The sequence below is a fragment of the Roseburia sp. AF25-13LB genome, assembly GCF_003478915.1.
Lineage (GTDB): Bacteria > Bacillota > Clostridia > Lachnospirales > Lachnospiraceae > Roseburia_C > Roseburia_C amylophila.
In genome coordinates this window covers 128,089-141,225 of sequence record NZ_QUFO01000003.1, presented here as the reverse complement: position 1 = coordinate 141,225, position 13,137 = coordinate 128,089, and the positions used below count along the sequence as shown (strand labels likewise).

15 protein-coding genes are annotated in these 13,137 nt (G+C 43.4%); all 15 read right to left on the bottom strand.

The features are described from left to right. Positions 1–5: 5 nt before the first annotated feature. Entirely contained in the window at positions 6–767 is a 762-nt protein-coding gene (cobM, locus tag DWY37_RS05945; RefSeq protein WP_117945960.1) for a precorrin-4 C(11)-methyltransferase, read from the bottom strand. Then, complete coding sequence (gene cbiD, locus DWY37_RS05940; RefSeq protein ID WP_118541014.1) at positions 764–1,873, bottom strand: cobalt-precorrin-5B (C(1))-methyltransferase CbiD; 1,110 nt, start codon at positions 1,871–1,873, stop codon at positions 764–766. The genes cobM and cbiD overlap by 4 nt, the downstream gene beginning before the upstream one ends. Positions 1,874–1,893: 20 nt before the next feature. Next, positions 1,894–2,529 (bottom strand): precorrin-8X methylmutase, encoded by a 636-nt coding sequence (locus DWY37_RS05935; RefSeq protein ID WP_117697387.1) that lies wholly within the window; start codon positions 2,527–2,529, stop codon positions 1,894–1,896. Further along, complete coding sequence (locus tag DWY37_RS05930) at positions 2,526–3,560, bottom strand: pyridoxal phosphate-dependent aminotransferase (RefSeq protein ID WP_117697441.1); 1,035 nt, start codon at positions 3,558–3,560, stop codon at positions 2,526–2,528. The genes DWY37_RS05935 and DWY37_RS05930 overlap by 4 nt, the downstream gene beginning before the upstream one ends. A gap of 35 nt (positions 3,561–3,595) precedes the next feature. Continuing rightward, a complete protein-coding gene (gene cbiB, locus DWY37_RS05925; protein ID WP_117697389.1) occupies positions 3,596–4,564 on the bottom strand; it encodes an adenosylcobinamide-phosphate synthase CbiB in 969 nt (322 codons plus the stop codon). Continuing rightward, positions 4,561–5,280 (bottom strand): histidine phosphatase family protein, encoded by a 720-nt coding sequence (locus tag DWY37_RS05920; RefSeq protein WP_118541012.1) that lies wholly within the window; start codon positions 5,278–5,280, stop codon positions 4,561–4,563. The genes cbiB and DWY37_RS05920 overlap by 4 nt, the downstream gene beginning before the upstream one ends. Next, positions 5,253–5,657: a bifunctional adenosylcobinamide kinase/adenosylcobinamide-phosphate guanylyltransferase gene (locus DWY37_RS05915; RefSeq protein ID WP_022244153.1), complete on the bottom strand. Its 405-nt coding sequence runs from the start codon at positions 5,655–5,657 to the stop codon at positions 5,253–5,255. The genes DWY37_RS05920 and DWY37_RS05915 overlap by 28 nt, the downstream gene beginning before the upstream one ends. A gap of 124 nt (positions 5,658–5,781) precedes the next feature. Continuing rightward, positions 5,782–6,564 carry an adenosylcobinamide-GDP ribazoletransferase gene (locus DWY37_RS05910; protein WP_117841959.1) on the bottom strand — a complete coding sequence of 261 codons (783 nt, stop codon included), beginning with the start codon at positions 6,562–6,564 and terminating at the stop codon, positions 5,782–5,784. A 16-nt stretch (positions 6,565–6,580) separates the two neighbouring features. Beyond that, a complete protein-coding gene (locus DWY37_RS05905; protein ID WP_118541010.1) occupies positions 6,581–7,183 on the bottom strand; it encodes a bifunctional adenosylcobinamide kinase/adenosylcobinamide-phosphate guanylyltransferase in 603 nt (200 codons plus the stop codon). After that, entirely contained in the window at positions 7,180–8,244 is a 1,065-nt protein-coding gene (gene cobT / locus DWY37_RS05900; protein ID WP_243092079.1) for a nicotinate-nucleotide--dimethylbenzimidazole phosphoribosyltransferase, read from the bottom strand. Before cobT ends, DWY37_RS05905 begins: the two co-directional genes overlap by 4 nt. Further along, positions 8,222–9,781, bottom strand: a complete 1,560-nt coding sequence (locus tag DWY37_RS05895; protein WP_118544423.1) for a cobyric acid synthase — start codon at positions 9,779–9,781, stop codon at positions 8,222–8,224. Before DWY37_RS05895 ends, cobT begins: the two co-directional genes overlap by 23 nt. Positions 9,782–9,815: 34 nt before the next feature. Further along, entirely contained in the window at positions 9,816–10,199 is a 384-nt protein-coding gene (locus DWY37_RS05890; RefSeq protein ID WP_118057637.1) for a hypothetical protein, read from the bottom strand. A 293-nt stretch (positions 10,200–10,492) separates the two neighbouring features. Further along, a complete protein-coding gene (locus DWY37_RS05885; RefSeq protein WP_117697403.1) occupies positions 10,493–11,608 on the bottom strand; it encodes a Fic family protein in 1,116 nt (371 codons plus the stop codon). Positions 11,609–11,829: 221 nt separating this feature from the next. Then, a complete protein-coding gene (locus DWY37_RS05880) occupies positions 11,830–12,612 on the bottom strand; it encodes an arginase family protein (RefSeq protein WP_117697405.1) in 783 nt (260 codons plus the stop codon). Positions 12,613–12,752: 140 nt separating this feature from the next. Further along, entirely contained in the window at positions 12,753–13,070 is a 318-nt protein-coding gene (locus DWY37_RS05875) for a nucleoside triphosphate pyrophosphohydrolase (protein ID WP_117697407.1), read from the bottom strand. Positions 13,071–13,137: the final 67 nt, after the last annotated feature.

Sequence of the window (13,137 nt, the reverse complement as noted above, 5' to 3'; positions counted from 1 at the left end):
CCTTCTTATGATTTTTTTGCTGCCCGGAATTCTGTGGAGAAATCTTCTGCATACAGTCTGGATTTGCTGTATCCGCTCTTGTTAATGACATCTCCAACGAGAACCAGTGCCGTTTTGGTAATTCCATGTTCTGCCGCTGTCTGTGCCAATGTTTCTACCGTGCAGATATATATTTCTTCCTCCGGCCAGCTTACCTTATAAGCCAGTGCCGCAGTGGTATCCTTTGAATAGCCGCCCTTTATCAGTCGCTCAGATAACTTCTCCAACATTCCGGTGCTTAAATAGATTGCCATGGAACACTGATGGGCAGCAAATGCCTCAATGCTTTCTTTCTCCGGAACCGCCGTCCGTCCCTCCATTCTGGTAATGATAAGGGACTGGGAAATATCCGGCAGGGTATACTCCAGATTCATGGCTGCCGCTGCTCCAAAGCAGGCACTTACTCCCGGCGTAGAATCATAGGCTAGCTTTCTTGCATCCAGCTCCTGCATCTGCTCCTGAACCGCTCCATATATGCTTGGTTCTCCGGTATGCAGCCGCACCACATCTTTTCCTTCCTGCTCTGCCTCCACCATAACTGCAAGGACTTCTTCCAATGTCATCACTGCACTGTTATATACCTGACAGTCTGCTTTGGCATAGTCTAAAAGCTTGGGATTTACCAGTGAACCGGCATAGATAATCACATCCGCTTTCTCCAAAAGATGCATTCCTCTTACGGTAATCAAATCCGGTGCTCCGCACCCTGCTCCAACAAAATGAATCATTCCTTTTCCTCCAACAGTTCTTTTAATAATGCCTCTGCTCCCGGCGTTACACCTAAAAGTCCGATATCATTACTATAAACCATACATTCTATTTCCAGTCCATCCCCGGCACGATGCTTAAGATGGTCTTCCATTTTTTCCATGATATATTCCATGGCAGGTTCTAAAAGTCCGGCTTTTCGAATCCGTTCTACGGCATCCTCTGTACCAATGCAGTCTAATATTTCCCGAAGCAGTGTCACTTCTGCGCCCGCCCGGATTGCTGCCGCCGCCAGAAGCTCCATCCGGCAGTCTGCCTCTTTGGAATGGGTGTTCATAATGCCGCCGGATACCTTTATCAGCTTTCCGATATGACCGGTTAAGAGCATTTTGGAAAATCCAAGTTCTTTTACCATGTCAATGGTCTGTCCGATAAAGTTGCTGCATTTTACACTGCGCTCCAAATCATAACCATAGGTCCGTTTCATAAATTCCAATCCGTAGTTGCCCGGTGATATGGCAACAATAGAATGACCTTCTGCCCGCTTCTGTTTCAATTCCACTGCTATGGTATCTAGTAATGCCTTATCACTCATAGGCTCCACAATCCCGCTGGTTCCAAGTATCGAGATTCCGCCCTTTATTCCAAGTCTCGGATTAAAAGTCTGCGCCGCAAGATTTTCTCCTTCCGGCACTGAAATTACGACTTTGATTCCGCCCTGAAAATCAAACAGATGGCAGACCTCTGATACTTCTTTTGCAATCATCTGCCGTGGTACTGTATTAATTGCGGCATTTCCTACCGGCTGGTCTAATCCCGGCCGCGTAACCCTGCCAACACCGATGCCGCCATCTATTTCTATCTGATTGTTATTTTCTTCACAAATGCTCACCGCTGCATAAATCCATGCCCCCGTTGTCACATCCGGGTCATCCCCGCCGTCCTTTTGTACCGCGCAGGAAACTTCTGTTTCCTGAATTTTGATATGCTCCACCGTTGCATGGTAGGAAATTCCCTTTGGTGTCTCAATGGTAATCTCTGTTTTTCTTCTTCCACTCAGCAGCATATAGACTGCTGCCTTTGCTGCGGCTGCGGCACAGCTTCCGGAGGTAAACCCATATTGCATCTTTCTTCCCCCTGATTTTACTATCGTCTTAATTGATACAAAATTGCATTGCAGATAGCTGCGGCAACATTGCTTCCGCCCTTTCTGCCCCGGTTAATGATATAAGGTACTTCTGTTTCCATAATCAATTCTTTTGCCGGTACCACATTTACGAAGCCTACCGGAACTCCGATAATAAATGCCGGCTGGTAGCGTCCCTCCGTTATCATTTTATGAAGCTCGATTAACGCCGTCGGTGCATTTCCCACCGCAAAAATAACCGGTTTTTCAATGGCTGCGGCTTTCTCCATGCTGATGGCGGCTCTTGTTACCTGCCGCTCTCTGGCAAGCTGTGCCACATCCGGGTCTGCCATAAAGCAATGGGCTTCTCCGCCAAATGATGCCAGTATTTTCTTATTGATTCCGGCAAGTGCCATATTGGTATCCGTTACAATATCGGCGCCCTTAAGAATCAGTTTCTTTGCAATTTCTACTGCATGGTCAGAATAACACATTGTCTCTGCATAATCAAAATCTGCGCTGGTATGTATCACACGCTTGGTAACAGGTTCCTGCTCCCTGGGCAATACAATATGACGCTTTTCTAATTCCTCTGAAATAATCTCAAAGCTGCGTTTTTCGATCTCTCCCGGCAATACAAATTCGATTGGATTCATTTTCCCATCACCTCTCTTAATGCGCTTATCAGCCGCTCATTCTCTGTCTGCCCTCTTACTGCAATCCGGTAATACCCTTTGGACAGACCTCTGTAATTTTCACAATTTCGAATCAAAATCTGTTTCTTTAAAAGCAACTCATATAATGGCAGCTCTGTGTAAAATAAAATATAATCTGCCCGGGACGGATACACCCGGAAGCCTAAGGATATCAGCTCTTTTGTCAGAATACTCCGCTGCTCTTTTATGAGTTTCCTGCTTTCCCCGATAAATTCCGTTTCTTTTGCTGCAGCGCATCCTGCCATCTGGGCAAATACCGATAAGTTCCATTCCGGAAGCTGCCTTGCAATCTTCTGACAGACTTCCCTGTTCCGGCAGATAAGATAACCCAGCCGGACTCCCGGTATGGCAAAGGTCTTGGTAAATGCTCTCACCTGAATCAGATTCCTACATTTCATGCCAGCTTCCATTTCTTCATAAAGCTCTGCTTCTTCACAAAACGGCAGAAAGCATTCATCTACCACCACTATTATATCAAGCTCCTGACACCGCTTTAAAATCCCTTTTAAAATCTCCGGTGGAATTAACTGTCCGGTGGGATTATTGGGATTAGCAAGGTATATAAGCTCCGTTTCTTTATCTAATGCCTCAATAAAGTCCTCTCCCAGCACAAAATTATCCTGTTCCCGCAATGGAAAATAACTTACTTCACACGCTTCCGTTCCGGCAGCCCACTCGTAACCATAAAAAGAAGGAACCGGAATCAGTATTTTCTTTGGTTTTAATGCATGAAGAATTGCAGGAAAAAGTTCAGAAGCTCCATTTCCGCACAATATCTCATCTGCCGCTACCTTATCCATCTCAGCAATGGCTGCCTTCAGCTTCTCCTGCCTGATATCCGGATACCGGCTGCATAAAGACACCGCTTCCCTAAGGGCTGCCTCTACAGATGCCGGTATGCCCAGAGGATTGATATTTACAGAATAATCTAACGATATGCAATTACGGTAGATGTCTCCTCCATGTACCATATTCCTGTTCCTTTCCTGAATTTTCATCCTTTCAATCATATAAAGAATAACAATCCCATCACCAAAAGGCAAATGCCTTCACATAAAAATGCAGTCGCATACAAAAGCCGGTTTGCTCTTCTGATGTCCTCGTATTCCACCGGACGCAGTGCATCTCCGATAAACGGCTTTTTCACCAGTCTGCCAAAATACCAGGCATCCCCTGCAAGCTGTATGGACAGTGCTCCTGCACAAACTGCCTCTGTCTGGGCAGAGTTCGGGCTGGCATGATGATACCGGTCCCTTTTATAAATGTAATATGCATGTTTCCTGTTATATTCCTTTCCAAGGAAATACGTCCCTGCAATCATCAGGTATGCACTGATACGGGATGGGATATAATTGCAGATATCATCGAATTTTGCGGCAGCTCTGCCAAAATGAAGATAACGTTCATTCTTATATCCTACCATGGAATCCATCGTATTGACTGCCTTATAAAAAAAGCCCAGAACCGGTCCGCCAAGTGCGGTATATAGCATCGGTGCAATGACTCCATCCGAAGTATTTTCTGCCACCGTTTCAATGGCAGCCTTTGCCACTCCGGTTTCATCCAGCCGCCCGGTATCTCTGCCTACAATCATGGAAACAGCATGTCTTGCCGCTATAAGGTCATTCTCCTTTAAACAATTATATACCTTCATGCTTTCTACTTTCAGGCATTTTGCAGCAAGAATCTGATAGGTCATAATCATTTCCAAAATAACACCTGCCACCGGATGAATCCGGTACGCAAGAATCAGAAGAAGTGCGGTCACCATAAGAACTGTCAGCAAAACAAGCGCAACCATTCCAATGCCTGCTCTTACAAGGTATTTCTCACTGCACTCCTTTTTATTCATTCTTTTTTCCAATATCCCTATAAAATTTCCAATCACCCGGATGGGATGTGGCAGCCAGTATGGATCTCCCAAAAGAAGGTCCAGGCAAAATCCCAGTCCGAACGCAATCATGTGATAAATCATATTGTAATCTCCTCAAGGGAATCTAATTTCCATTCTTCCCCGCAAAGTCTGAGTTTACAGCAGTAGCCGCCTCCGTTTTTCACCTGATAATCAAAATAATTTCCGCCTGCAAGGATGTGAAGCAGTGCCATAATTGTGCCGCCGTGTACAACTGCTGTTATATTCCGGGGCTGACTTTCTGTCATCTGATTTTCTGCTATCTGTTTTTCAGGCTTCCGGAGTTCTGTTATCTCATTCGCTGATGACGTCTTTGCAGTATCTGCTACTTCTCTGACAATCTTTTCCTCTATGATTTTTGTTGCAGTAAGAAGTCCTCTATGGCAGCGTTTTATATATTCCTGCTGGCTCTCGCCTTCCGGAAAAGGCAGTGTGCCATTGCTGTCAATCCATTTCTGATAATAGGCATTATTTTTCAAATCTTCGTAATTTTTTCCCTCATATGCGCCAAAATTCATCTCCCGCCATTCTTCTATCGGATAAGCTTTCTTTCCCGGAAAAAGTATACCAGCACTCTCCTGACAGCGCAGCATCGGACTGATGAAAAGCAGCCACGGCTTTCTTAAAATGTCTTTTTCTGCAAGAATCTCTAACTGCTTTCTGCCATCCTCGGATAAGGCTTCTTCTGTTACACCTAAATACCGGTGTTCCTTATTTGACGGGGTCTTTCCATGACGGATAAGCGTTAAATTTATTTTAATCTCTGGCTGATTCCACATACAATGCGTTCTACCCTTTCTGCCTTCTCGGCAATCCGTATCTGTAGTCTTCCGGTCCGCTCCCTGTAATCCCGTTCCAGAGCATCCATCGGTACAATTCCGTTTCCAATCTCATCACAGATGAAAATAAGTCCCGGATATGTTTCCAGCAGTTTATCAGCTAACAACTCCACATCTGTCTGCTGCTCAAGACATTTCCGAATCCACAGGTGTAAATGGTTGATGACCGGATTCTCAAATTCCTGCAGTTCTTTTATCATTCCATCCCAGTCTGCAGGAAGGTTTTCGCCCTCTATCACCTGACCTTTACATTCCGGGTGAAGCTTTAACACATATTCCTTTTTTCCCTGGTAACATCCGCCCAAAAATAATTCCATGATTTTTCCTTTCCAGTCTGCTATAAAACAAAGAATGTGCCACGGCACATTCCCGCGCCTGCGGCGGTTGCTTGCGGCATCTACCTTATACGCCGCAGTGCGCATACTCGCGGAGCGTTTTTTACTATACAGGAAAGCAATTTCCTGTATAGTGAAAAACAACTACCACTGCAACTGCCATGGCATTTTCGCATAATGACACAAAATATCCTGCGGTATCACCATTGATTCCGCCAAATTCCTTCCGGCTTTTCCAGCTATAATAACCATAACAGAGCAATGCCACAACTACTGCTGCAAGCCCTGCCCACAGGTTTACATAAATCATACATCCACTGTAGACAACTGCCTCTATGATGAGGACTGCCAGCACTCTTTTTTTCTGGGCACTGTCTGCAAAATAAGCAAGCATACCGTCTTTTTTTGCCGCCTTCAGGCTTACCACACCAATTCCGCTTAAGCTTCGTGATAACGCAAAGCCAATTCCCACTACAAGAATTGCAGACAGTTCCGTAAGCTCCGCATATGCTGCTCCATAAATAAGATAATATAAAACCAGCATCAATACGGAAAATGCTCCAATATGCGGGTCCTTTAAAATTGCCAGCTTCTTCTCCTTATCCTGATAGGAATGAAATGCATCCATGGTATCCATAAATCCATCCATATGAAAGCCACCGGTAACAAGCAGTGGAATTGCCACCGCTATCAGTGTTTTGCAAAGATGGCTTATCCCGACTGCATTTCCAAGAAAGAACCAGCCGGCTTCCAATGCACCAATGATAAGACCAATTAATGGGAAGAAGCAGAGGTGATACTGCATATCTTCTTCCTTCCAGTCAAACTGTGGCACCGGTATTTTTGAATATATAGAAAATGCAATGACGAATCCTTTTATAATTTTCATGTATTCCTCTTCTTTCTTAAATTCCATCCTTTTTTATGAAAATCGGAATCCCTGCTACTACTTCAACGACCTGCTCTGCCCGCTCTGCAATCTGCCGGTTTATATCTCCTAACAACCGGATATAAGCCATTGTGGATGCATCATAACGGATTCCGTCTTCAAATATCTGATTCGTGACAATAATCAGTATATCACAGGAATCCTGCAATGCTGTTACTCCACTTATAATTTCATGGGAAAGCTGCTTTACTTTCGCTTCATCCATCACAGCAGACAGATTTTCTTCTGAAAACATTTCGTTGGCAACGAGGTTCGACATACATTCCAGCAAAACTATTTTCCCGTCTGGCACTCTTTCTGCTGCAACTTTTCCTGCTGACACTTTTTCGGTTGCCACTTTCTTTGCTGCCTCTTTAAGTCTTCTCGGCTGCTCTATCGTAAGAAAGCCTTTTCCTGCCCGCATTTTCTGGTGACGCTCTACTTTTTTCTTTCCTTCTTCATCATACACCTGCATGGTGGCTACATAATAAAGGCTGCCGTTGCCTGCGGCTTTTACTGCCATTTGTTCTGCATATGCGGATTTTCCGCTGCCGCTTCCGCCGATTACCAATGCAATCATTCTTCATACCTCTTGTACTGTTCTATCTCAAAATTTGCAAAGGATGCTCCCTGCAAATACACGCCCAGTGCCACATCCAGCAGGGACATCATCATCACTGCACCGGTTCCCTCACCCAGCGCCATATCCGCATCCAGTACCGGATCTAAATGCAGCTTTTTCATAATCGCTGTCTCTGCCAGTTCCCGACTCTTATGGGATGGTATCATATAATTTACGGCACCCTTGCAAAGAGTCTCTGCCAAAAGTGCCGCAACGGCACTGATGACGCCATCGATGACAACCGGTATCTGCTCGATTGCTGCTCCGATAAATACGCCTGTCAATCCGGCTATGTCCAGTCCACCTACAGTCTTTAATATGGTAAATGCATCCGCATCACGAAGGGAATATTTTTCTATCGCTTCTTCAATTACCCTGCATTTTCTTTTTAATGCCCCATCGGTTAATCCGGCACCTTTTCCGGTCACCTGCTCTACCTCTAAATCCAAAAGTGCTGCTGCAACGGCTGTGCTGGTGGTTGTATTTCCGATTCCCATCTCTCCTGTAGCAAGTATCTCATAGCCGTCTTTATGGCATTGCTGCACCAGTTGTATTCCGGTTTCTATTGCCTCTAAGACCTCTTCTTCTGTCATTGCAGGTTCCTTTGCAAAGTTTTTCGTACCCTTTGCGACTTTTCGTGGCAATACTCCGGGAATTATTTCCTCCGTATCAATTCCAATGTCCACCGGAATTACATCCACGCCTGCCACTGCTGCCATCTTTCCTACAGAAGAATTATTTACTCCCATGGCTTTTGCCACTGCAAAGGTTACTTCTTTTCCACTCTGGCTGACCCGCTCTTCCACCACGCCATTGTCTGCACACATAACAAGAACTGCTTTTTTCTGAATGGATATTCTGGTTGTCTTCTCTATGGCTCCAATCTGTGCAATCAGATGTTCAAACTTTCCAAGTCCATCCAGGGGTTTGGCGATTCCATCCAGCTTCTCTTTTACCCTGCGATACCAACTGTCATCTAAAGGCAAAATCTTTATGCTATCCAATTCTGCTTTTGTCATATTCTGCCTCCTGCAGCATTCCATAAACCGCTTCCATATCAAGATATTTCCGCAGTGTATCCGCCAGCAAATCGTACTGGCTCTCCTTATACTGCTGATAATTCATGCCCTGATTATCTTCATAATGCACTCCCTTTTTCTCCGCTAATGCCCGGATAAAAGTGGATGCGATATCTCCTTCATCAAAAATGCCGTGGACATACGTTCCGTAGACATTTCCCTTCTGCACAACGGCTGCATCCTGTATACAGGATTTCTCCTGTGCATGCGCATGAGCTTGGGCTTGAGCCTGTGTCTGCTTTGGTGCCTGTATCCGCTCTGGCTTCTGTGTTCCGCCGGTATGTCCCATATGAATCTCGTAGCCTTTGTATTCTTTGCCGGAAAGGGCGGCTAACGTGCCGGTGAGAGAGTCTATGGTTCCCATTACCTGACGGCGTACCTTTTCCCGGCTCATCACCGTCTTAAGCGGCAATAGTTCCATACCCCGTAAGCTGCCGCCTTCCTCTACCGAATAAGGGTCTTCGAGGCTTTCTCCTAACATCTGGTAACCGCCGCAGATTCCAATGACCGGAGTGTCTGCGGAGAGTTTCTTTATCATAGCTTCCATGCCATTTTCGCGCATCCATTTCAGGTCACCCATTGTATTCTTACTGCCCGGCAGAATAATGGCATCCGGATGATGGATTTCCTGCACCGAAGTCACATAGCGCACCGATACTCCCTCCATATGCTCGAAAACATCAAAATCCGTAAAATTAGATATTCTCGGATAACGGATAACTGCCAGGTCTATCAATGCCTCTTTCCGATGCTTGAATTTTCCGGTCAGGCTGTCTTCATCCTCAAGTTGTATCCTCATATAAGGCACCACTCCGCAGACCGGAATGCCGCCTTTTTCCTCTAACATCTGAATGCCCGGCTCCAATATGGATACGTCTCCGCGGAATTTGTTGATGATTAAACCTTTTACACGGGATTTTTCCTGCTCTTCTAAAAGCATCAGCGTTCCTAAAAGCTGTGCAAACACACCGCCCCGGTCAATATCTCCTGCCAGAAGAACCGGTGCATTTACCATCTCCGCCATGCCCATATTTACAATGTCATTTTCCTTGAGATTAATTTCTGCCGGACTTCCGGCTCCTTCTATTACAATAATATCCGCCTGCTCTTCCAGTTTGTGAAATGCCTTTAATATATCCGGGACAAGCTTTTTCTTATAGTTAAAATATTCCCGTGCCGGCATATTACCAATGACCGTACCGTTGACAATCACCTGGGAGCCAATGTCATTGGTTGGCTTTAAAAGAATCGGGTTCATACAGACCTGTGGCTCGATTCCTGCTGCCTCTGCCTGCATAACCTGTGCCCGTCCCATTTCAAGCCCTTCTGCTGTAATATAGGAATTCAATGCCATATTCTGTGACTTAAAAGGCGCCACGCGGTATCCATCCTGATGAAAGATACGGCATAAGCCTGCTGTAATCAGGCTTTTTCCGGCATTCGACATTGTTCCCTGTATCATAATCACTTTTGCCATGTGATAAGTTCCTCGATTTCTTTTGTTTTCTATACTATCTTGCTTCCAATCCCTGAAGCAGTACCACATAACATGCGAAGTCTCCGATTCGTTTTCGCTCTTCCCCTAACCAATCATCCCAGTCATTGCCCAGCTTATGCTCATACATATAAACGGACAGTTTGTTTTTCGCACTGATCACAAGATTATGACAGCGGGTGCGCTCCGCATCTGCCTGTCCTTTCTCTGCCAGCGATTTCTGGTTCCATCCGTTTCTGATTCGCACATAGTCTACTGCACATTTCAAAAAACGGTCTATGAGTTCCCTGCAGGCTGCATCCGCCTCCCCCTGCTCTGCAATCTGGTTCCAGATCTGCATGGCTTCTTCAAAGGGCAGTGACGTCTCCTGTTTTAAGTACTCTTTGTATGTTGTATACATTGGACATCCTCCGTATATTTTTATCTTAACAGATATATTGTATAACATTCCTTGTTTTTAGAAAAGATACTTTCCCTTTTGATTTAGTCAAAAATAAGACAGTCTCAATTGAGGCGACTGTACCGACCCCCAAAAGTGGCTGTCTTTTTTTATTTCTGGATTCTATCATCAACACAATTTCTATTATGTTCCTTTTCTCTCTTTTCTTCTGCTGAAAATAAAACATCGGATTGTCTACACGCTGTGTCGACAATTTCAAGAAAAAACTTATAAAACTTCAGACAAGATATACATTACTTCTTGAATTTATATTTTCCTTTTCCGTGACCGGACACTGGTTCAATAATATCTGCCTGCACCAAATTGGAAAGAAGTTTTGAAGCACCTGAACCTTTCAGTTCAAGAAGTTCCATAACTGCACTTCTTCCAAACACCTCATCAAAGCCAAACTTCTCAAAAAGTCTATGGATATGAATCGTCGTTTTTACCAAGAAATCACTACTTTTTTCGGAAAGTACACTTTCAATATCCACTTTTATATCCTCAATATCCACTTTTACATCCCCAATGTCCACTTTTTCTTTGTTCAAAAGTCCACTTATATGAAGATTTCGATTATGAAGCTCATTTTCCTCGTTCAAAAGCAAATTTCTGAGAAATGCTTCCAAATACTCTGTTGTTTCGTGAATACCTTTTTGCAGGTTTGTATAGTTTGCACGGACAAGTGCATTTCTGAAATACCACGCATTTTCTGCAAAAATATCATTGGTTGCAGAGAACCCAAGCGTCCTTAAATATTTGATGAAAAACACTGCCGTTGTTCTCGTATTGCCTTCCCCGAAGATATGGATTTGCCATAACCCTGAAATGAATACCGCAAGATGATGAATAATCTCGTCCATTGAAAGCCCTTTATAACTAAAATCCTTCTCCTTCGAAAAATCATATTCAAGTGTAGCTCTCAGTTCTGAAGCACTACCGTACATAACAGTTGCTCCATCAAGCACCCATTCTTTCTTTGTGATGTTGTAATCTCTAATCTTTCCGGCGTGTTTATAAATACCCTGAAAGAGTTTACGGTGGATAGAGATATACTCGTTTGGTGAAAATGAAAACGCTGTTTCCGAAAGAATTTCTGCGATACGGGACGAAACCTTATCTGCTTCTTCGGTACGCTCATCATCGGACAAATGCACTGGTCTTTCTTCATAATAGCTGTCAATAAGACTCTGTGCTTCTTTCATCGTGATTTTACCTTCAATGTTCTGAATGGCGGTATCAATCAGATATTTAGATGGTTTGAGTCCGTCCACTGCCTGAAGTCCAATTGCCGTACTCCAAGCATATCCTTTATGAGCTTTATCCGGTTCAGACTCCCTCAAATATTCCTTAAACGGGTCTTTTTCCATATCCACTACCTCGCTTCATAGTTATTCTAGTCAAAGTTCTTTATTCAGAAAACAACTTGATTTTAGAAAACATTTTATGCAATCTGTACTCATCAAATATCTTATACTCTTCCTTCATTGCTCTTACTTTCTTAACATTATATATCTGAAGATTAGCTTTTTCAAGATTTTACAAAGCTTTGGAGAGCTTGTGGGGATATCCTATTTTCTGCTTTGGAATGTTATAAAATATAATGGGACAGGAACTCAAATAATTTCTGATTCGTTTCTTCATTCAGTTCTTCTGCCTGCAAATATTCAGGCAGTGGAATTCCCTGCTGGCATTCTCCGCAGATATCAATGCCAAGTATATTTCCATTTTCCAGAAAATGCGACAGCAATCGCTCCAGCATCGGAAGTGACATGTTCCCCTGACTCCAGTTAGTCTCCGTATATTGTTTATCCAAGATGTCTTTGTCTATGGATATATAAACCGGCAGATTCTTTTTCATTTTGGAAATCTTATTTTTGTCTTCTCCGGTATGAATTTCTTCTGCGGAAAAAGTAAGGAGTTTTTCTGATATTTCCTTACGATTCATCAAGCCATCTTTTTCCCGATAAAGCTGCTCTATATCCTTCGCCTGCGGTCCGATTAATATCAGTTGCTGCAACCATGGATTCGTCTCTAACACCTTTTCTGCCCAGTCTCCGCAGCTTGTCATGTGCTCAATCATCGGCTTTTGCATGTCCGTATGATGGTCAAATACAACAAGCTGGAATTCCTTTTGAATCTGGCTTGTCATAATTTCTGTCACATAATGATAATTTCCGGAATCCAGAAAATGGATTCCATGAATTCCATATGGCTTGATTTTTTCTCTGATTTTCTCTTCCGCCTGTCTGGAACAATACAAATCACACTCTTCAATTTCAGAGCAGTCCAGCCAGTGGATGCCGGTATTCTTTGGTATGTTTTCATCGCAATATACATGCGAAAAATCTAAAATCAGATGATTGGTTGTCATTGTTGTGCCTTTCTTAGTCTTGATGTTTTTCCAAAAATACCCTACCCAAAATATCTTTAATAGCATATTCTATCAACTATTTTCTTAAATTTGATTATATTATTTTTTATCCTTGTGATAAATTCAATGCATTCTGCTATCTACCTTTTCTCCGCCACATATTCCAAAAATATTTTATCTTTAAATCCACCACGTTCCTTAGCCTTTTTAATTCTCATTGCCTCGAGCTCATCCAAACTATATCCTCTCGCCAAACAAATTGCCTGAAGCACTTCCAGAACATCAGCCATTTCTTCAAGATTTTTATATTCTTGATACTCAGCAACCTCTTCATTTAACTTGGTTTCAAGTGCAGCTATATACTCATCTTTTGATAAAATGCGCGTTTTGCATTCCTTCCCATCTGCCTTAATTATTTCAGGTATTTTATCTCGTACTAGCTTATTGTATACCTTCATTATATCACCCCCTCCATCAACATATTTATTTAACTACCTCCTTTGTTTTTAGTACAGTGGGCGAACT

Bases quoted from the DNA above. Each gene is read 5' to 3' on its own strand.
- cobM (WP_117945960.1), bottom strand. From the start codon at position 767: ATGATTCATTTTGTTGGAGCAGGGTGCGGAGCACCGGATTTGATTACC.
- cbiD (WP_118541014.1), bottom strand. From the start codon at position 1,873: ATGCAATATGGGTTTACCTCCGGAAGCTGTGCCGCAGCCGCAGCAAAG.
- DWY37_RS05935 (WP_117697387.1), bottom strand. From the start codon at position 2,529: ATGAATCCAATCGAATTTGTATTGCCGGGAGAGATCGAAAAACGCAGC.
- DWY37_RS05930 (WP_117697441.1), bottom strand. From the start codon at position 3,560: ATGGTACATGGAGGAGACATCTACCGTAATTGCATATCGTTAGATTAT.
- cbiB (WP_117697389.1), bottom strand. From the start codon at position 4,564: ATGATTTATCACATGATTGCGTTCGGACTGGGATTTTGCCTGGACCTT.
- DWY37_RS05920 (WP_118541012.1), bottom strand. From the start codon at position 5,280: ATGTGGAATCAGCCAGAGATTAAAATAAATTTAACGCTTATCCGTCAT.
- DWY37_RS05915 (WP_022244153.1), bottom strand. From the start codon at position 5,657: ATGGAATTATTTTTGGGCGGATGTTACCAGGGAAAAAAGGAATATGTG.
- DWY37_RS05910 (WP_117841959.1), bottom strand. From the start codon at position 6,564: ATGAAAATTATAAAAGGATTCGTCATTGCATTTTCTATATATTCAAAA.
- DWY37_RS05905 (WP_118541010.1), bottom strand. From the start codon at position 7,183: ATGATTGCATTGGTAATCGGCGGAAGCGGCAGCGGAAAATCCGCATAT.
- cobT (WP_243092079.1), bottom strand. From the start codon at position 8,244: ATGACAAAAGCAGAATTGGATAGCATAAAGATTTTGCCTTTAGATGAC.
- DWY37_RS05895 (WP_118544423.1), bottom strand. From the start codon at position 9,781: ATGGCAAAAGTGATTATGATACAGGGAACAATGTCGAATGCCGGAAAA.
- DWY37_RS05890 (WP_118057637.1), bottom strand. From the start codon at position 10,199: ATGTATACAACATACAAAGAGTACTTAAAACAGGAGACGTCACTGCCC.
- DWY37_RS05885 (WP_117697403.1), bottom strand. From the start codon at position 11,608: ATGGAAAAAGACCCGTTTAAGGAATATTTGAGGGAGTCTGAACCGGAT.
- DWY37_RS05880 (WP_117697405.1), bottom strand. From the start codon at position 12,612: ATGACAACCAATCATCTGATTTTAGATTTTTCGCATGTATATTGCGAT.
- DWY37_RS05875 (WP_117697407.1), bottom strand. From the start codon at position 13,070: ATGAAGGTATACAATAAGCTAGTACGAGATAAAATACCTGAAATAATT.